The sequence below is a fragment of the Streptomyces sp. Ru72 genome (assembly GCF_002920635.1).
GTDB lineage: Bacteria > Actinomycetota > Actinomycetes > Streptomycetales > Streptomycetaceae > Streptomyces.
In genome coordinates, this window is the sequence record NZ_PQSR01000014.1 from 1 (window position 1) to 18,344 (window position 18,344).

General features: G+C 67.1%; 13 protein-coding genes and 1 pseudogene. 6 read left to right on the forward strand and 8 right to left on the reverse strand.

Annotated elements, in window-relative coordinates; all coding sequences use genetic code 11:
- The 3 genes and pseudogenes from C3488_RS09330 to C3488_RS09340 form a co-directional block, all read right to left on the reverse strand.
- A pseudogene (locus tag C3488_RS09330) lies at positions 1-261 on the reverse strand (DNA helicase UvrD); the annotation flags it as partial.
- 67 nt (positions 262-328) lie between these two features.
- Positions 329-1,567 (reverse strand): McrC family protein, encoded by a 1,239-nt coding sequence (locus C3488_RS09335; protein ID WP_103838872.1) that lies wholly within the window; start codon positions 1,565-1,567, stop codon positions 329-331.
- Positions 1,564-3,372 carry a DUF4357 domain-containing protein gene (locus C3488_RS09340; RefSeq protein WP_103838873.1) on the reverse strand — a complete coding sequence of 603 codons (1,809 nt, stop codon included), beginning with the start codon at positions 3,370-3,372 and terminating at the stop codon, positions 1,564-1,566. Before C3488_RS09340 ends, C3488_RS09335 begins: the two co-directional genes overlap by 4 nt.
- A gap of 281 nt (positions 3,373-3,653) precedes the next feature.
- On the opposite strand from C3488_RS09340, the gene C3488_RS09345 reads away from it, so the two are divergent.
- A complete protein-coding gene (locus C3488_RS09345; protein ID WP_103838874.1) occupies positions 3,654-3,884 on the forward strand; it encodes an antitoxin in 231 nt (76 codons plus the stop codon).
- Positions 3,881-4,300, forward strand: a complete 420-nt coding sequence (locus C3488_RS09350) for a type II toxin-antitoxin system VapC family toxin (protein ID WP_103838875.1) — start codon at positions 3,881-3,883, stop codon at positions 4,298-4,300. Before C3488_RS09345 ends, C3488_RS09350 begins: the two co-directional genes overlap by 4 nt.
- A 182-nt stretch (positions 4,301-4,482) precedes the next feature.
- On the opposite strand, the gene C3488_RS09355 is transcribed toward C3488_RS09350, so the two are convergent.
- Positions 4,483-5,475: a phospholipase D-like domain-containing protein gene (locus C3488_RS09355; RefSeq protein WP_103838876.1), complete on the reverse strand. Its 993-nt coding sequence runs from the start codon at positions 5,473-5,475 to the stop codon at positions 4,483-4,485.
- 273 nt (positions 5,476-5,748) lie between these two features.
- On the opposite strand from C3488_RS09355, the gene C3488_RS09360 reads away from it, so the two are divergent.
- Positions 5,749-6,249 (forward strand): hypothetical protein, encoded by a 501-nt coding sequence (locus tag C3488_RS09360; RefSeq protein WP_103838950.1) that lies wholly within the window; start codon positions 5,749-5,751, stop codon positions 6,247-6,249.
- A gap of 75 nt (positions 6,250-6,324) precedes the next feature.
- Positions 6,325-8,166, forward strand: coding sequence for a DUF262 domain-containing protein (locus C3488_RS09365; protein ID WP_103838877.1), 1,842 nt, complete (start codon positions 6,325-6,327; stop codon positions 8,164-8,166).
- A gap of 53 nt (positions 8,167-8,219) precedes the next feature.
- Here the strand turns inward: C3488_RS09365 and C3488_RS09370 are convergent, their stop codons facing one another.
- Entirely contained in the window at positions 8,220-8,684 is a 465-nt protein-coding gene (locus tag C3488_RS09370) for an ATP-binding protein (protein WP_103838878.1), read from the reverse strand.
- Positions 8,685-8,851: 167 nt separating this feature from the next.
- Here C3488_RS09370 and C3488_RS09375 point away from each other — a divergent pair, with 167 nt between their 5' ends.
- Positions 8,852-9,715, forward strand: coding sequence for a helix-turn-helix transcriptional regulator (locus C3488_RS09375; RefSeq protein WP_103838879.1), 864 nt, complete (start codon positions 8,852-8,854; stop codon positions 9,713-9,715).
- The gene (locus C3488_RS09380) at positions 9,712-9,897 is read left to right on the forward strand and encodes a DUF397 domain-containing protein (RefSeq protein ID WP_103838880.1); all 186 of its coding nucleotides are present in this window, start codon (positions 9,712-9,714) and stop codon (positions 9,895-9,897) included. The genes C3488_RS09375 and C3488_RS09380 overlap by 4 nt, the downstream gene beginning before the upstream one ends.
- Positions 9,898-10,011: 114 nt before the next feature.
- On the opposite strand, the gene C3488_RS09385 is transcribed toward C3488_RS09380, so the two are convergent.
- The 3 genes from C3488_RS09385 to C3488_RS09395 all read right to left on the reverse strand — a co-directional run bounded on the left by C3488_RS09385 (position 10,012) and on the right by C3488_RS09395 (position 18,338).
- On the reverse strand, positions 10,012-11,262 hold the full coding sequence (locus tag C3488_RS09385; protein WP_103838881.1) for a hypothetical protein: 1,251 nt from the start codon (positions 11,260-11,262) through the stop codon (positions 10,012-10,014).
- 66 nt (positions 11,263-11,328) lie between these two features.
- On the reverse strand, positions 11,329-15,372 hold the full coding sequence (locus C3488_RS09390) for an Eco57I restriction-modification methylase domain-containing protein (RefSeq protein ID WP_103838882.1): 4,044 nt from the start codon (positions 15,370-15,372) through the stop codon (positions 11,329-11,331).
- Positions 15,372-18,338: a DEAD/DEAH box helicase gene (locus tag C3488_RS09395; protein WP_103838883.1), complete on the reverse strand. Its 2,967-nt coding sequence runs from the start codon at positions 18,336-18,338 to the stop codon at positions 15,372-15,374. Before C3488_RS09395 ends, C3488_RS09390 begins: the two co-directional genes overlap by 1 nt.
- Positions 18,339-18,344: the final 6 nt, after the last annotated feature.

Sequence of the window (18,344 nt, forward strand, 5' to 3'; positions counted from 1 at the left end):
GACGTTGACGAGCAGAAACACGTCACTGCCGTCGTCAGGGGCGAGGACGACCCCGCGCCAGAAGTCGTTGATGCGGATGGTCCGCATACGCGGATCCCGAGCGTTCTCGACCGACTCCAGGTGCAGCCCCTTGTCCGCCTGCAGTTCCGGAACGGTCAGCTGCTGGAACTTCTGCATCGCCTTGCGCACGCCGGCCCTGACGGGCCTCTCGAGGACGTCGTAGCTCTCCCAGAAGCTGTTGGCGAACGCGAGCTGCGGCACGACGTGCACTCCCCACCCTGAACGGACCCTGCGCAGTCGATCATACGCACGGGGTGGTCCGCGCAGGTCAGTCGCGGCACAGGCCGGTCATGCGCTGGGCGACCGCCGAGATATCCGTGAGCAGTCCCGCCGGCTCCTGGTCGAGGTCGAGGGCGTGCTGGTGGATCACGATGCCCGCGTGACGCACTCGGTGGGCCGCGTGCGAGGCGTTGCCCTTGGCGTACACCAGGTGTCCTTCGTGCAGACCCAGGGCGGTGCAGTACGCCAACATCTGGTACAGGTCGGCGTCCGGGAAGCCGCCCCACTTCTCCGCCTTGTACTTCGCGTCCGCCACGGCGCACGGGGCGCCGTCCGGCCCGTACAGCACGAAGTCCGGCTTCATCCGGATCGCGGCGGCGTCGTCGAGGTGGTGCGTGTCCTGGAACCGGGCGGAGAACCCCGAGCCGCGAAAAGACTCCCGCAGAGCGACCGTCACGAAGTCCTCGAAGAGCTTGTTCATGTCCAGCAGAAACCCGTCGATCCGCAGCCCGCCCGGCGCGTGCTCGACCGAGGTGCCGTCGAGCACGGCTCGGGCGAGATGCAGCGCATGGTGGTAGCGGGCGTTGAGGCGCGTCGGCCGCCACTCGGGAACCGGCTGTCCGCGCACGATCGCCGGGACGTCGGCGAGCCGGGCACGCTGGTGCAGCAGTCTCCGGCGCACGTCGCGCGGTACGCCGGGCAGGCGCAGCAGGCGTTCGACGGCCGTGCGCAGGATGCGGTTCTCCGCGACGTCGGTGCTGAACTCGTCGTACGCCACCTCGATCGGCAGCGTCGCACCGAACCGGCGCCGTATCTGCTCGGCCTCCCGGATCCGGCCGCGTACGACGAGGGCGGTCTCCTCCGTCGCCCGGTACCCCTGCAACAGGCCCTGTCGCAGAGCCCGGTCCACCTGCCGCTCCACGGCGTGCGCGAGGGCGGGCAGCAGGTCGCGGTGCTCGGCCACCTCCACGTCGCCGTCCCGCCATGCGCCTTCGGGGTCGAGGCTGTAGCCGAGCAGGAAGAAGAGCCGGGCGATGGGCACCTTCGACTTGACGCGCACGGTGAACGCCTCCCCGCCGCCCGGCACCGCGACGGCCACCGCGCCGACCTTGCTGCCGGCACGCAACGACCAGCGGCCCGGCGTGTAGGGGTCGGGTACCGCGTCCACGATGTCCCCTGCAGCGAGGGCCCGGCCGATGCCGTCCGGCAGGGCCAGACTGACCGCCGGCGCGTGCTCGACGAGCTCGACGGACGACGCGGGCGTCCCGACCGGGACGACGGCAGTCACGCCAGGGACTCCCGCAGCGCGGCCAGGCCGTACCGCTTCTCGATGTCCACACCTTCCCCGTAGTGGTGCTCCTCCAGAAGCGGCAGGATCTTCGTGCGCCAGGTCCGCTCGAGGCCGCCCTCCCGATAGACCCCCTTCTTCATCAGGTATGAGGGGCCTATGCGGAAGTCCGGGTCGCCGATACGGGAGTTGAGCGCGTCGAGCAGATCAGCGGGCTCGGTGTCCTTGCCCTCCCTCACCAGCCAGCGGCGCAGCAATCCGCTCGTCGGCTCGGTACGGGGCGACAGCTCGACGAACGCGAAACGGCGGCGCATCGCCGCGTCTACGAGCGCGATGGACCGGTCCGCGGTGTTCATGGTGCCGATCACGAACAGGTTCGGCGGCAGCGCGAAGTCGTCACCGGAGTAGGTCAGCCGCACCGACTTGTTCCGGTACTCCAGCAGGAAGTACAGCTCGCCGAAGACCTTCGCCAGGTTGGCGCGGTTGATCTCGTCGATGATCAGGAAGTGCGGGATGTGCCGGTTGCCCTCGCGGGAGGCGAGGTCGGCGAGTTCGCGCAGCGGCCCGGCAGTGAGCCGGAAGGCGACCTCACGGGTCTCCGGGTCCTCCTGCGGCCGGAAGCCTTCAAAGAAGTCCTCGTAGGAGTACGAGGGATGGAACTGAACGAGCTTGACCTGCTCGGGGCCCCCACCCAGGAACTCCGCGAGCTTCAGCGCGAGGTACGTCTTTCCGGTGCCGGGCGGCCCGTACAGCACGAGCTGCCGCTCGTCCCAGAGCAGATCCCGAACCTCGCGCAGCCATTCCACGTCGTGCACGAGGAGTTCGGCGGCCAGCTCGTCCGTCGGCTCGGGCAGTTCGAGTTCGCGGCGGGCGGTGAGCGCGGCGAGCTCGACGCTCGGATCCCGATCGGCGGCTTCCGCCTCCTCGATCAGGTCCTCGTCACTCAACCCAAGGCCGTCAATGAGATCTTTCACCGCGGTGAGGTCGACCACGTCGTGCTGTGCGGAGAGCTTCTGCTGCAGTTCCTCCGGCAGTTCCTCGTATTCGTAGCCGCTGTCCGCCCAGTCGACCGGTCGGCGCAGATTGGACCGCCCGCCTTCGGAGTCGACCTGTTCAGCGGCTCCCGTGATCTTGCCGACGTAGAGCTCTCCTCCGGAGATGGTGCACATGGTGTCGCCGGGCCTCATCCGCGAAAGGAAGGCGTGCGCATCCTCGACCAACTGGACCTTCTGGTTGTACGTCGCCGTGGAGGCGTAGTCCTCCTCGACGGCAGCGCGCAACCGCTCCTTGCTGGTGCCCTGCTCGATCCCCAGCCGCAGGTGCCGGGCCGAGAGGGACACCAGCCCCTCCGGAAGCCACAGGCGCCGGACCAGGTCGAGTCCGGAGACGTTCGAACCGCGCACTAGCCAGGCCCTGTTGGGCCCCCACCACACCTGGTCGAGGTAATCGGCGAGCGGGTGGCCCTCGGTGGACTTCCACTCCGTCCATCCGTTGGCGCTGCGCCCGACCAGGATCTCGGCGGCGGCCGACGGCGAGTTGCATTCGACGTCCCGGGTGGTCTCCAGCCACCCCGGCCAGGTGGCGGACTCTGCGAGGACACCTTCATCGATCAGACGCTGCCTCAGCCGATGCGACGACGGCATGCGGATCGGGAATGAAGGCACCACCTCCGGCCGACCGGGAGAACCGGCGAGGACGACGAACTTCTGGCTTCCGTTCGTCCCTTTCTCCGTCAGTAGCCTCCCCCGGGCCTCGGGTCCGCCATTCGGAAGGCGCAACCGGAATTCGGGGTACTCGTCAGTCATCGTTACCGCTCCCCCCTCGACGACACAAGATCCACCGGAAACAGTAGAGGATCCCTCTGACAGTCGGCTTCAGCGCAGGCGGACCCCGGAGTCCGCGCCCGCCCCTGCCCGGGAGCGCCGCTTGATCTGGCGGTCGGGAATACGGACCGGGTGCGGAAGGCGCGGTACTGCACGTATCACGCTGGTGGTATGGCGACAGAGGGGCGCGCGGCCGGAATACCGTGCGAATGAGGCTCCGCGAGAGAGCTGCAAAATGCAGGCATCGCAGCTAAAATGCCTGCATGACGGCTTTGACGATCCGCGATGTTCCGGATGACACGCTCGCCATACTGAAGGCCCGCGCGGCGCAGATGGGCAAGTCTCTTCAGGCCTACGCGCTGGATCTGCTGGTCGGTGAAGCAGCCAGGCCGACGCTGGCCGAGGCCGCCGCCCGCGCCGAAGCCGAGGCCGCTGCGGACCTGAGCCCTTCGGACGTACTGGGAGCGATCGACGACGCCAGGTCACGCCGTTGATCGTCGCCGACTGCTCCGCACTGGTCTTCTTTCTGACCGACGCGGGCCCGACCGGACGTCGGGTCCGTGAGCGGATCGCGAAGGAGGACCGGCTCGCCGCGCCCCACCTCATCGACTACGAGGTCATGTCCGCCCTGCTCGGCCTGGCGCGCGCTCGGCGCGGCGGCGAGTCGAAGCTGAATGAAACCCAGCTCCGCAAGGCCCTGGCCACCTACCGCGACCTGACGATCGACCGGCACGAAACGCTGATCCTGTGGGAGCGCGTCAAGAGCCTTTCGAGCAATCTGTCCGCCTACGACGCGCAGTACGTCGCCCTGGCCGAAGCCCTGGGGGTGCCCCTGCTCACTTGTGACGCGAGGATCCGCAGGAGCGGTGCGGCGCGCTGCGAGATCGAGACCTTGGAAGCGAGCTGCTGACCGTCGCATAGGGGTCGCGAGGCAGGGGCATGTCCGGCTGGCGCGGGCGGGTCTGCGAGGCGGTTGAGGCGGGCAACGTCTGCCGCGCACCGGCGGCGCGATCGACGCTGCGGGGCCGTGTCGACTCCCGATGCCCGCGGAGCAGCGGTGTCGGGCATCGGGGCGGGATCATCGGCGCCGGGTCATGCGGGAGTGCCGCCCGAGTAGTCGCTGTTGAAGGTGGTCTCGATGGTGGTGGCCACCGGCTCGGCCACCCCAGTACCCGTGAGGATGAGGCCCAGCTCTCGGTTGTTGTCCAGCGAGTTGCTGCTGATGTTCATGGAACCCGCCTCTACCTTCTGGGTGGTCAGGCCATAGTCGGCGACCATCGCCTTGGCGTGGATGTAGAAGCCGTTGGGGTCGGAATAGCCGACGACGGTGCCGCCTGCGGCCTTGATCGCGGACACCTCGCTGGAGTAACTGGACGGGCTCTCCAGGACCACCCGCACGGCCACGCCTGCTTTCGCCCGCGCCACGATGGCGTTGACCACCGTGCTGTCGCTGAGTTCCAGCTCTTCGACGTCGAGCTTCGCGGTGGCGCCGTTGATGACGGACAGCAGGCGGTTGCGGGAGTCGGTGGGGGACCAGAGCAGATGGTCGCCGTCGGTCGGGGTGATCGAGGTGCCGCTGTAGTCGGCGTTGAAGACCTTCTCGATCGAGGCGACGTCGCGGCTGTCGTCGTCGAACACGCCGTAGTCACGGCTGGTCGTGTAGTACTGGGAGGTGAGATTGCCTGTCAGGATCAGCGACTTGACGTCGTCCACCGTGATGGTCTTCTGGTGGGTGTAGACGAAGGTGGACGGCGACCACACCACTCCCACGCCCGCGCTCTTCAGCGCGTTGTACGCCGAGCTGTTCGCGCTCTGGTGCTGGCGGTCCAGGATGACCCGCACGGTGACGCCCTTGTTCTCCAGGGCTATGAGGTCGTTGACCGCCGTGGTGTCCTCCAGCTCGTACATGGTCATGTCGAGGGAGGTGGTGGCCGAGTTGATGAAGTCGTAGATGGTGGGCTGGCTGCCGCTCTGCGAGAAGGCGAACGCCGAGTAGCTGGCGGCGTTCGCGGGCAGGGCGGTGGCAAGTACGGTGGCGCAGGCCGCCAGGGCGACCCCTGCGCGGCGGAGAACCTTCCACAGCATGCGTGACTCCTGGTCGAGTTGACGCTCAAAGCGGGGTGGGCGCGTGCATGACACCACGCGCGTAGAACGCCGAGGAAGGGCAGCGCGGTGAACTTGGTGTGACCGACAGGCCGCGCGTGCGGACTAAGCGGACTCCGCGCAGGTGGCAGGCGGTGTGAGCGATCCTCTCGAAAGCGCAAAAGTTTCGTATGCGACGGCCCACGATCCGCCTACGCCGGGGAGGAACATGCCGCCGGTGCGTCGAGGGGACCGGCCCCGGCTATGGTGATCGGCATGCCGTCCACGCACCTGTTGATCATCGGAGACCGTGCCGCCCTGAGCTGGGTGGTGACCGAGCAGCGGATGGCGTTCCCGGCCGGGCGGTCCAAGGCGGGCCGCGCGCTGGAGGAGGGCGACGAGGTCTTCATCTACACCACGCGGGGCTGCTTCCGGAACCCGACGCGAGACCTGGGACGCGTCATCGGGCGGGCCTTCGTTGCCAGTCCCGTGCGGATACTGGACGAACCGGCCGTCTTCGGGGAGCGCACGTTCACGGAAGGGTGCCGCCTGGAGGTGTCCGGCCTGGCCGGGTTCCGCCAGGGACTCGTTCTGCGCGACCTGGTTCCGCGGCTGTCGGTCTTCCCCGACCCGGTCACGTGGAGTGTCCGGATGCGGCGGGCGTCGCTGGCGCTCCCGCCAGGTGATGCCGACATCGTGCGGACGGAGCTCGAGCCGCTGTTGCGGCCGTACGGCGAAGTCCGCGACGAGTACCGATGGGAGCCTGCTTCGTTCTGATCGTCGCCGTTCGCTGCGGGGCCCCGACCGGGGGCGATACGGTGTGGACGAAGTCTGAGTCCGGTGGGGGGACGCATGTCATTCCAGACGCCCATCACGATCGCGAGCGCGCTGGAGAGGATCCATCGCCGCGAGTACGTGTTGCCGGCGATCCAGCGGGAGTTCGTCTGGTCGCGCGACAAGATCACTCGGCTGTTCGACAGCCTGATGCGCGGCTACCCGATCGGCTCCTTCCTCATGTGGCAGGTCCAGGAGGGCAACGCCGGCCGCTTCACCTTCTACGACTTCATGCGCGACTACCACGAGCGCGACAACGCCCACTGCGCGCCGACAGGCCCCCTCGGCAGCCGCCCGGTTACGGCGATCCTGGACGGCCAGCAGCGGTTGACGGCCCTGAACATCGGCCTGTACGGGTCGTTCACCGCGAAGCTCCCGCGCCTGTGGGCGAACAACCCGCTCGCCTACCCGAAGAAGTTCCTGTACGTGGATCTCCTGCACCGCGGACAGGACGACGACCTGGGAGTCGAGTACGACTTCCGGTTCCTGACGCCGGAGGAGGCCGCGGCCGGGACCGGAAGCGGTGACGCTCACTGGTACCGCGTTCAGGATGTGCGCGAAGTACGCACCGTCCGGGATGCCGTCCGCACGCTTCAGCACCGCGGGATCGTGGACAACGACACCGCCGGCGATGTGCTGAGCCGCCTGCAGGAAGTCGTCCACGTCGTCCCGACCGTGAACTTCTTCCTGGAGGAAGCGCAGGAGCTGGACAAGGTCCTCAACATCTTCATCCGGGTCAACTCGGGCGGAGCGGTTCTGTCCTACTCCGACCTGCTGCTGTCGGTGGCCACCGCGCAGTGGGGCGAGCGTGACGCCAGGGAGACCATCCACCGGCTCGTCGACGAGCTGAACGCAGTCGGCCAGGGCTTCGCCTTCAGCAAGGACCTCATCCTCAAGACGGGTCTGGTGCTGCTCGGCAAGGGGGACATCCGCTTCAAGGTCGACAACTTCGACCGCGAGACCATGACCAACCTGGAGAAGCACTGGTCCGACATCGAAGGTGCCCTCCGCCTCGGTGTGGCACTGCTGGCCGACTTCGGGTTCTCCGGCGTCACGCTCACGGCCAACAGCGTGCTGATCCCGCTGGCTTACTACCTCCATCGCCGCAACCTGGGTGACAACTACCGCACGTCGGAAGCCTTCCGGGACGACCGCGCGGCGATCCGCCGCTGGCTCCAGCGCTCGCTCATGAAGTCCGGCGTGTGGGGCAGCGGTCTCGACCGGCTGCTCACCGGCCTGCGCACGACTCTGGAGAGGGAAGGCGGTCAGGGCTGGCCGACCGAGGTCATCGAACGCGAGATGGCACGACAGGGCAAGTCCCTCCGCTTCGAGCCGGCCGAGATCGACGACCTCCTGGACCTCAAGTACGGATCGAAGCGGCTGTTCCCGATGCTGGCGATGCTGTATCCCGGCGTCGACACCCGTGACCACTTCCACGAGGACCACATCTTCCCGCGCAGTCTCCTGCGCTCACGGGCCAAGCTGCGCAAGGCCGGTGTACCAGAGGACGCGCTCCCGCTGATCGAGGACCGTGCGGACAGGGCAGCCAACCTGCAACTCCTCAGAGGGGGCGAGAACACGTCCAAGCAGGCCTCCCTGCCGGCCGACTGGCTTCGGAAGCACTTCCTGTCGGACGCCGAGCGGGAAAGCTGGCTGCGGGAGTTCGACGCCATCGGCCTGCCGGAGGACGTGACGGGGTTCCTGGAGTTCTACGACGTACGCCGGGAGCGCATGCGAGAGCGCCTTGTGACCCTGCTGGACGTGCACACCCGCACAGACCAGGAGCCGGCCGCCGACGCACTGGGTGCCGGGCAGACAGTTCCGGACGATGAACCCGATCCGGGGAACGAGGGGCTGTAGGGCGGGGAGAACGGGTCCGCTCTCCCGGCCGGTGAGCTGGTGACTCTCAACTCTTAACCGATCGGCCTCGGCTCGCCTGGGCCGACGTCGAGTTCGGCCCACACGGTCTTGCCACCGGGCGGATACGGCTCCGTGCCCCATCGGTCGGCCAGGGCGGTGACGAGCAGGAGCCCACGGCCCGTTTCGGCGTCCGGTGGTGTCTCGAAGTCCGTCGAGGTGGCGGGCAGTTGGTCGCCTCGGGCGTCGGTGACGGCGATGCGGAGGACGCCGGAGGCCGGGTGGCCAAGGGTGAGCGCGAGGCGGAAGTCGCGGCCTTGGACGCGGCCGTGCAGGACGGCGTTCGCGGCCAGCTCGGCGACGATCTGCTCGGCACGTTCCGTGACAGTGGGGGACACCTCCCAGGAGCGCAGCTGCTCGTGGGTGAGCAGGCGGGCGAGTCGGGCTCCGCGGCGGGTGGATGACAGCTGCTGGGCGAACGTCCTGACGGCCGTGGCCAGGTGGGGCGGGGTCGCGTTCATGGGACAACGGTGACGGGCGCGCGGGGGTGTGAGCCAGGAGCGCGACCCGTACGGTGCGTCAGCGTACGGGCACATTCTGTGGACGGTACGCGGATCCTGCCGTCACTCTGGGTGCCGTCGATCGTGGGGCAACGGCTCAGTGGGCGCGAGGATCTGGAGGTGGCCGTATGACGGAGGGCGTGGGGGAGATCGGTGAGGTGGCGACCTGCGAGCTGGAACGGGAGCCCGACCCTTCCGACAGTTTGCGCACCTTCGGGGCCGTCGTCCAGGCCCTGCGGGAGCACGCCGGGTACAGCAGGGCCGAGTTCGGGGAGATGGTCCGGTTCTCCAAGCACACCGTGGAGTCGGTGGAGCTGGGGCGGCGGATGCCGGACGAGTCGTTCGTAGAGCGGGCGGAGGAGGTGCTGGGGAACACCGGGGCGCTGCGGAGGGCGGCTCGGTTTCTGACCAGGGGTGAGGCCGGGCTGGCGACTTGGTTCCGGCGGTGGGCTCGGCTGGAGCGGGTGGCGGTGAGTCTGTGTACGTATGAGTGTCGGTTGGTGCCGGGGTTGTTGCAGTCGGAGGGGTATGCGCGGGCCCTCTGCGATAACGAGATTCCGCCTCTGTCGGACGAGTCTCTGGAAACCACCGTGCGGGCACGCATGGAGCGTCAGCAACTGCTCAGGGAGAAGTGCAACACGACGTTCGACTTCGTCATCGAGGAGGCCGTCTTCATGCGCCGCTTGGGTGGCTCCCAGGTCACCGCCGAGCAGCTCGACCTCATCCTTGAGCTGAGCTCACTTCGCCACGTGACGGTGCAGATCATGCCTGTGGACAGCGAACAGCACTCGTGCCTTTCCGGGCCTGTACGGCTTCTGGAGACACCGGACGGACGCTGGCACGCCTACTCCGAAGGTCAGGAGAACGGCCGCTTGATCACTGACCCGAAAGAGGTGAGCAGGATCCACATGCGCTATGCGAGACTGCGCTCGCAGGCACTTTCCCCGAAGGACTCCACGGGCCTGCTGGTGCGGATCAGAGGAGCGCTATGAACACGTCCGAACTCGACTGGTTCAAGTCCAGCTACAGCAGTGCACAGGGTGATGACTGCGTGGAAGTTGCCGTCAGCGAAGAGGCCGTGCACGTACGGGACTCCAAGGATGCGATGCGCACCCCCCTTGCCACGGGCCGGGACGGCTGGTTGCGCTTCCTGGACTTTGTGGCGGAGGCCTGAAGGCGACGCGCACGGTGGCACGCTCACAGGCGCATGCCACCGTGACGCGTAACCCGGCTCTTCGCAGTTGAGGGTGTAGACGGGCTGCGCACGTGGCTGACGGGCGGCGCTCTCTCAGCCTTCCGCGTCGCGTTTCTCCTCGTCCCTGAGCAGACGGCGCGCTCGCTCGGCGATCCCGCTGGAGAGTCTGCCCGTTACCGAGCTGGCCCGGTCGAAGGTCTCGTTGCCGAGGCTCATGGCGGCTTCGACGCCTTTTGCTCCTGTCCCGAGCGCCTTGTCTCTCGCCTCTGCGGCCGCGTCCACCCATCGTCTCGCCTCCGATGACGGGCGACCAGACTCAATCCCAAGCCGTCCGTGGAAGTCATGGACGCTGGTTGTGACATGGTTGCTCGACTGGACTACAGCCGGGGACTTGGTCGGGTTCAGCAGAACCTTCGCGTTGGCCGTTCCGGCGGCCGCATTCATCCGGGCCACCAGACGCTCAGTGCTCCGCGAGATGAGATCCAGCCGGTTCTGTCGGGCAGCCCGAAGTCCCTGGCGATGCCGGTCCAACTCCTCCGGAGTCGTGTCCAGCACTCGGTCGAGTTCGAGCACGGCGATCCCGTCCTGCAGTTGGAAGCAACGAGCCAGAACAGCGAGCCACTCCTGAGCCTTGGATTCTGCTTCCTTGGCCGTCGTGGCGAGGTCACCGATCTTGGTCTTGCTCTCCATCTTCTCCGCGAGTGCGTCGAGTTGACGCAACGCGTAGGCCTGAGTTCGCGCGATCGTCGCCGACGTGGCCTGCACCTTCGACCACGTGACCTCGGAGACCCGGCCCACCTGCTCTCGGATGGTCATGGCCTCCTCGATGACGAGGTCCACTCCGATCACGTCCGCCAACACAGCGTCCTTCTGGGCGCGGAGCACGTCGTCGACCTTCTCGTCGATCGTGGCGAGATAGTCGGTGATCTCGTCCATGGTCTGCTGCATCGCGAGCTGTGCCATGATCCCCGCGGCACCAGACAGAAGCGCCGGGTTGGTCAGGAACGAGCCGGCTCCCTTCTCGATCTGGAGCCATGACTTGATTGAGCCAGGCTTCCCCACCATCGCATGGCGGACGCCCGGCGTCTTGCTTTCCATCAGCCCGAACTTCTTCACACGCTCTGCGGACTCCTGGGTCAGCTTCACCCAGCGACCGGAGTTGGCGGCAATCTCCGAGCCTGCCTGCGCAATTTCAGCTCCGGTACTGAAGACGGATTTGAGCCGGTGCAGTCCCAGGTCCTTCGACGACAGTCCCTCCGAGACGAGGAAGCGTTCGACATCCGTCGCATTTCCGATAACCGCCAGTCCATCACCGTCACTGATCAGCTGAATCTCGTTGTCCATTGCCCGCTCCTGAAGTGGATTCTCGCAGTTGAGGGTGGTCGGGGGCGCGCGGCGAGCGCCGGGCGGTCAGGCGGGGTGCCGGGGGCCGTGGCCCGGGGGCGGGGTGAGGGTGGAGGTGTAGTTCTCGCCGTCCACCAACGGGTTGGTGAGGCTCACTCCTGCGTCGGCCATGCGGTCGTACTCGGCGAGGATCAGCTCCTTGGTGCGGTAGGTGCCGTACTGGGCCTCGTCCTTACGCTTGACGATTTCGAAAGTCTCCATGACGTAGTCCACGTCATCACGCGAAACTCCGTATAGGTGGAAGAAGAACGCGTCCAATTCGGCACGGACCACCTGGCGGCGGGATTCTTCCCATCGGAAGGGTGATTCCGAATCTCCCAGCTCTGCGGCAAAGCCCGTCATGTCGCAGGCCGTATAGAGGAGCTCGAGAACCCGGGGGTTGACAAACGCGGCGTGGTGCTTGGCGTGTGCGGGTAGCAATGTGGGTAGCTGGGCGAAAATGAAGAAATTCAAGTTCACGCCTCCCAGCTTTTGGCGCGCCACGTAATCGAAGATGAAAGACGACAGTTGAGCATAGAGTACGGGTGCTTGTCCAACCTCTCTTGGGAGTATCACGTTTGCCGAATCAGCCACTCCACCACGGGGGGCTATGAAGGCGATGACGCTCCGCTCGTCTAGGGAACTAGTGATCTTTCGGAATCCGATTATCCATTCACTGTGCCAACCTTTTTCATTCAGCTTCGCGTCGACCGATGCCTCGGGAATCCAGTAACGCGGCTCGGTCAAGTAATTCGGGTCGTTCAAACGCTCGGGAGTGGGTGTAGGGAGCGCGCGCACGCCTTTACCCGGGGAAAGCTGGGCGAGGGCGTAGTCGCCGAATCGATGAGTATATTGATGTAGCATTTTGGCTTCGTAGAGCGGAACCATTCGCCTGCCGTTGAGACTGAACGTGTTCCCTGCCCTCTGCCAGCCCTCTACGCGTAGATCCTCTTTTTCTTTGAACAAGTGAGAGTCGGTGTTGGTCATAAACATCAGCAAGAAGTCGATACCCCAGGGATTCCCGGCGGAGTTCCCTTCCTGGACTAGGATGGGAAGTCTATGGTAGATGTCGAGGGTGATTCTAGCGTCATGTGCACTTTTGAAAATCGGGCACGTTCCTGTATTCGGGTTAACGAGGAGAATCTCTTCGGGGGTAACAACGACGTGTCGGCTGACGTCGTCCAAGTCCTGGATTGCCTGTAGGCGAAAGGCCAGATCAAGTGGTTGATTGTTTGGAGATGAGCTAGCGACCAGTAGGCAAAACCGGTTGCCTTGAGCTCCAGCGACGTCGCCAAAGAATCCCGCGTTGCGGAAATCGTATAGAGAAACGAGCGACTTTCGATTGATTAGATCGGCGAAATAATGTCGATTGAATGAGTCTGTAGCGATTCCCGACGGGACGATCTGGCCAATTCTGCCGCCGTCTCCCGATGTTTGACGGGCGAGCTCAGCGAAAAGGGAATACGTGTTAAGTCGGCCGAAGGCGGTCAGCGGGAATCGACTTGAAGCGTGAACGAAATGTTTGAATCCATCATTCTGGCGCTGTTCGTCAGAGAATGCGGAAAATAGCGCAGGATCCTCCGTTTGCAATTTCTTGAGCGCGCGGTTTCGGGCGGCTGTCGTAGGAGCCTCTGCAATGTCTGACCGCGTCGCCGCGAAGAATTCTCTAGCATCAACCTGGACTTGGTCCCAGGGGGGGTTTCCCAACAGGCAAGAAAACCCTCCGGCCCACCCCGTGGCCTCACTTACGCCTGTCCCTGATTCCGATACAGAGAACACATCCGGGAACTCCAGGTGCCAGTGGAAGAACTTGTACTGTCCGGCCAGCCGGATGATCTCCTCGTTGGTGCTCACAGGTATCCCGGCGCCCGGGCTCTGAAGGTCCCGGAACACCCCCTCCGTCACCGGCGTTGGCGCCCCCTGCCACTTCGGCCAGACGAACGCCGCGCACCACGCGTCGGCGATGTGTACCGCCCTCAGGTAGTCCGCCGACTGCTCCAGCGCGCGGAAGCGGCTGGACTGGAGGCGCACATCACGTAGGGTGTCGGCGCGAGCTCCCGTGATCTGGCGCAGGCTCTCCGCGAAGGCCGCGTTCGACACCCAAATCCGTTCCTCGGTGTGGAAGCTGAGCTGCCCGCCCCGCTCGGCGGCGTTCCGCTTCTTCAGCGCCGCCGCGATCTTCTTGTCGTCGCCCTCGATCGGCTTGAAGGCCTCGTCCGGGATGCCCTTGGCCAGCAGGGCCGGGGTGGCCCCGATGAGCGCGTTGCCGTGTTTGATATGCGCGTCCAGGAAGCCCAACGGCTTACCCGGCTCCAGGGCCTCCAGCCACAGCGACACCTTGGCCAGCTCGACCGCCATCGGGTTGAGGTCCACACCGTAGATGCACCGCGCCACGACCTCGTGCAACGCATGCCGCACCGCGTCGATCGTCGGCTCAGGGTTCTGCTCCCGTACGGCCGCAACCCTCTTCGCGATACGACGCGCCGCAGCCACCAGGAAGTGGCCGGACCCGCACGCGGGGTCGCACACCGTCAGGTTCAGCAGCTCCTCGACGATCGCCGGGCCGGCGTCCGGCTGGCCCGAGCGCGTCGCCCGGATCTCGCCGCGCTTGACCGCGTCGTCGATCACCGGGTCCAGCGCCGAGTCGAGCAGGCACTCGATCAGCGAAGACGGCGTGTAGTACGACCCCGTGGTCTTCCGCGCATTACCCGCCAGCTCCACCAACTCGAAGGTGCGCTCAGTCGCGTTGTGCTTCGGGACCAGCTCCAGCAAGGACTCGTAGATCGAGCCCAACTCCTCGGCGTCCAGGTGGCGGTAGTCCACCACCCGGTTCCGCCGCGAGTCGGTGTCCCGCACGATCGACAGCGCCCGCACCGCCTCCAGCAGCGGCTCGTTCGACAGCGACAGCCCGTGCAGGACCTTGTCCGCCTCCGTGTCGTCGAAGATGCCACCCAGGCCTGGCAGCCCCAGCTCCGGGAGGCCGTCATCATTGCCGAGCCCCGACAGCACGAAGCGCAGTGCCCGATAAAGGTCCCCGTGCGCCGTACCCCGGCGCCGCTGAGCGTGCCGACGAAGCCGAGCCGACGAGAAGTACGCGCCGTACCGCTCCTTGGCCTTCTCATCCGCCGACGGCGACAGCAGCACCTCCCGGTCCTCCGCCACGAACAGGAACAGCAACCGGTACACCAGGCGCAGCAGCGCATAGTGGAACGTCTTGACGTCCAGCTCCTCCCGCAGTTCCCGGTTGTCCGGGTGCTTCAGGAAGCCCGTGCCCAGCGTCGTGATCGCCGTCTGCACGCCCTTGCGGAGCTGGTCCAGCGCCCGCGTACCCGACGCGATCGCCTCTGTCCGCCACTTCTCCAGCCAGCACGCCGACGGCGCCGCGTCCTCCGCGACCTCGAAGCGGGACACGTGCAGCAGCCGGTACAGCAGCACGAACTCGCTGAACAGCTCGCCGTCGAAGATCGCCTCGAGGTCGAACTCGACGTACGACGCCGTCGCCAGGGCGCTGGAGTCCCGCAGAAGCCGCACCTGCCGCCCGTTCGTCAGGACGCCCCACAGGTGGGCCTCCGTCCGGTTCAGGCACTCCTGGAGCATCGACTGCGACGGCACCGTGCCAGCGCCGCCCGGGCGCTTGTCCAGGTTGGCGTTCCACGCCGTCTGGTGGATCAGCACGTGCCGCCACCGGTGCGAGACCTGGAACGTCTTCTCCGCGTCCGAGTCGGCCGCCACGCCCGTCGTTCCGAGCGCCGTCAGTCGGCCGAAGCCCAGCTCCCGCCACAGCGGCGCCAGCCAGTCGGTGCCTGCGACGCCCGTCGGGTCGGCGGCCGGGAGACCCGTGTCCGGGTCCTCCGGCAGGCGCTTGCGCAGTTCGCGCCAGAGCGGCTTGAGGTACTCCCAGCTGCGCTCGGCCTCGTCGCGGACCGAACGGGACGACGGCAGGCCGTAGTCGGCGGGCTTCGAGCCCGGCACGTCCTTGCCCTCGGAGATCCGGACCAGCATGTCGGCCGGGAGCAGCGCGCCGACCGTGTGGACGGCGGAGAACACCTGGTTGCGGGTGGTGGCGGACATCAGGCGGACACTCCAGCGAGAGCGGGGGAACCAGTAGCGGAATCAGCGGGGGTGGCGGGCAGGTAGACGTACGCGCCGAGGACGTCGGCGGGCTTCTGTGCGGTCACGGACAGGCCGCGGACGATCTCACCGGACGCCGCGCGCACCCGGCGGTGGGACGCGTCCAGCTCGGTGGCCAGCTCCTCGCCGTACGCCTCCAAGTGAGCGGAGACCTCGCCAAGTTGCCCCAGGATCCGGGTCATCGTGCGCTCGCCGAAGTGCGCGTCCGTGTTCTCCGACGCCGTCGCCTCCAGCAGCGCCACCGCCTCCTCCTGCGGCAGCCACACCGCGTTCTTCGGGGAGCCCTGGAAGGCCAGCAGCCGCGCGTCCTCCGCGACGAGCTGCCTCTCGCCGCTCCGTGACGGCAGGGTCAAATGGAACCGGTAGCGGACCAGCAGCAGCGTCGTGCGCGTCGCCACCGCGTCCGTCGTGATGACGCCGCAGCGGCGCGCCGGGCGTGCACCATCCGCCTGGGTGTCCAGGGCGGCGTTCAGGACGTGCGCGGCAAGGGCGCCGACCACGGGGTCCGTGCGCACCAGAGCCGCCTCGCCGCGTCCGATCGCCGGATCGGTGTGGAACGGGATCGGGCGGTCCTTCTCGATCGTGTCCGCACCCACCACCGCGGCCAGGGCATCCCGGAGTCCCGCCGGCGTGCCGCCGACCTCGGCCGTGAAGTCCTCGCCGCTGTCCCGGATCACCGCGTTCAGGGCCGCCAGCGACTCCCGTACGAAGGTGTGGATCTCACCCGCGCCGCCCAGCGCCTCCCTGATCGACGCGACCTCGCGGGCCACCTCCTCCGGGTGGATCGACCGCTGCGCGAATCGCGACCGCGACGCCTTCTCGCGCTCCGCGGCCGAGTTCCAGTCCTTCTCCAGGTCCGCGAAGCTCTGCTGGAAGGCGTCCGAACCGAACAGAGCCTCCTGCTCGCCCTGCCTGCCGCGCAGCAGTAGCCATTCGACGATCGCGTCGGTCACGCCCGTGGACATCTCGTCCGGAACGGAGACGGAGATGCCGAGGTCCTTCTTGATCTGCCGGTGCTTCTTGATGAGGACTTCGAGGACCTTGCCGTCGATGCCGTTGTCCTCGCCGTACAGGGTGATGACGCGGACCTGGTCCCGCTTCTGGCCGTAGCGGTCGACGCGACCCTCGCGCTGGTCGTGGCGCGTCGGGTTCCAGGCCAGGTCGTAGTGGACGACGGCGTCGAAGTAGTGCTGGAGGTTCACACCCTCGGACAGGCAGTCCGTGGCGATCAGGACACGGCGCGCGGCGGCGTCCTCGCCCGCCTCCGCCGCCAGCTGCTCGATGCGCTCCACGCGCTGCTGCGGGGACAGCGTGCCCGTCACCGCCTTGACCACGGCCTTCGCGCCGAGCGGGCCGCGCTTCTTGTTGCCGTCGGCGTCCGTGTTGCCCAACTCCTCCGCCAGGTACTCGGCGGTCGGGATGTAGCGGCAGAACACGATCGGGTTGTGGCCGTCGGCCAGCAACGCCTTGAGATGCTTGATGAGCGCCTTGAGTTTGAGATCCCCGTCCGGCCCCTCCAACTGCTCAGCACGCCGGGCGAGTTCGGCCAGGCGCGATCCGGCGTTCTCCTCCGTCTCCGCGCCCGGCGCCACGTCCATGCCTTCCAGCGCGTCGCTGTCCGCCGCGTCACTGGTCAGCGGGGCGCCGAGCCGGTCGGCCTCCTCCGCCGACGCCGCCACCGCCGCCGCGGAGCGCGTACGCAACGTCTGGGCGGCGGCCCGGGGCGACGACACCAGCGAGCGCAGCAGGGCGATCGCCGACCACCAGGCGATCCGCGCTTCCCGGCGGCCCCGGCTGTCGGCCGCCTCCACGCGCTCACTCGCGTACGCGATCGCGTCATCCAGGAGCGCCCGGTACTCCGGCGACAGCTTGTACGTCTCGTCCTTGAAGTAGCGGTCGGAAGGGAACGCGGTGCGCTCGGCGAGCGAGTCGTCGCCGAGGCCGTCCTCCTTGGTGAGGTACTGGCGTACGTCCGCCCGCTTGCGCGCCACGAAGTGCTGGGCCAGGAGCCTCCTGCCCGTCTCCGTCTCCAGGTCCACGGACGCCAGTTCGGGCTTGACCAGGCCCAGCAGATTCCGGAACGCCGACTCCTTGCCGCTGTGCGGCGTCGCCGTCACCAGGATCAGGTGACGGGTGGCGTCCTCCGCGACCCGGCGCAGCAGTTCGTAGCGGAGCTGGTTCTGGGCGCTCGCCGACGTGTCGTCGGCGGCCACACAGGTGTGTGCCTCGTCCACGATGACCAGGTCGGGGCAGTGGCGCACGAAGTCGTCACGGTGGCGCGTGGACTTGATGAAGTCTGTGGAGACGACGACGTTCGGGTACTTGTCGAACAAGGACTGGCCCAGGTCCAGGCCCCGTTCGAGGCGGGACACCGTGGAGGCGAGGACCAGCTCCGCGTCGATGGCGAACTTGGTACGCAGCTCCTGCTGCCACTGCTCGGCCAGCGCCGGGGAACACAGCACCGCCAGGCCCGTCGCCTCGCCCTGCGCGAGGAGTTCGCTCGCGATCAGGCCCGCCTCGATCGTCTTGCCGATGCCGACGTCGTCGGAGATCAGCATGCGGACCGTCTTCTGACGGAGGGCCATCAGCAGCGGTACGAGCTGGTACGCCCGCGGCTCCACCGCGATGCCGGCCAGCGAGCGGAAAGGGCCCGCGCCGGAGCGGAAGCCGACCCGCAGTGCCGTACGCAGCAGGCCCGCCGCGCGCTGATCGCCGAGGTCGACGGGCTCCGGAGGCGTGAACTGTGCGCCCTTCACCTCTTCGAATGCCGGGAACACGGCGGCGATGTCGTCGTCCGAGCCACCCAGCGGGCGCAGCACCAGCAAATCGGGCTCGCTCTCGGGGAGGACCACCCATTCGCGGCCGCGGGCCGTCACCAGAGAGCCGACGGAGTACGTGAGTGCCATGTACGT

Bases quoted from the DNA above. Each gene is read 5' to 3' on its own strand.
- C3488_RS09355 (WP_103838876.1), bottom strand. From the start codon at position 5,475: ATGCTGTGGAAGGTTCTCCGCCGCGCAGGGGTCGCCCTGGCGGCCTGC.
- C3488_RS09380 (WP_103838880.1), top strand. From the start codon at position 9,712: ATGAACACGTCCGAACTCGACTGGTTCAAGTCCAGCTACAGCAGTGCA.
- C3488_RS09340 (WP_103838873.1), bottom strand. From the start codon at position 3,372: ATGACTGACGAGTACCCCGAATTCCGGTTGCGCCTTCCGAATGGCGGA.
- C3488_RS09370 (WP_103838878.1), bottom strand. From the start codon at position 8,684: ATGAACGCGACCCCGCCCCACCTGGCCACGGCCGTCAGGACGTTCGCC.
- C3488_RS09385 (WP_103838881.1), bottom strand. From the start codon at position 11,262: ATGGACAACGAGATTCAGCTGATCAGTGACGGTGATGGACTGGCGGTT.
- C3488_RS09365 (WP_103838877.1), top strand. From the start codon at position 6,325: ATGTCATTCCAGACGCCCATCACGATCGCGAGCGCGCTGGAGAGGATC.
- C3488_RS09375 (WP_103838879.1), top strand. From the start codon at position 8,852: ATGACGGAGGGCGTGGGGGAGATCGGTGAGGTGGCGACCTGCGAGCTG.
- C3488_RS09360 (WP_103838950.1), top strand. From the start codon at position 5,749: ATGCCGTCCACGCACCTGTTGATCATCGGAGACCGTGCCGCCCTGAGC.
- C3488_RS09390 (WP_103838882.1), bottom strand. From the start codon at position 15,372: ATGTCCGCCACCACCCGCAACCAGGTGTTCTCCGCCGTCCACACGGTC.
- C3488_RS09345 (WP_103838874.1), top strand. From the start codon at position 3,654: ATGACGGCTTTGACGATCCGCGATGTTCCGGATGACACGCTCGCCATA.
- C3488_RS09395 (WP_103838883.1), bottom strand. From the start codon at position 18,338: ATGGCACTCACGTACTCCGTCGGCTCTCTGGTGACGGCCCGCGGCCGC.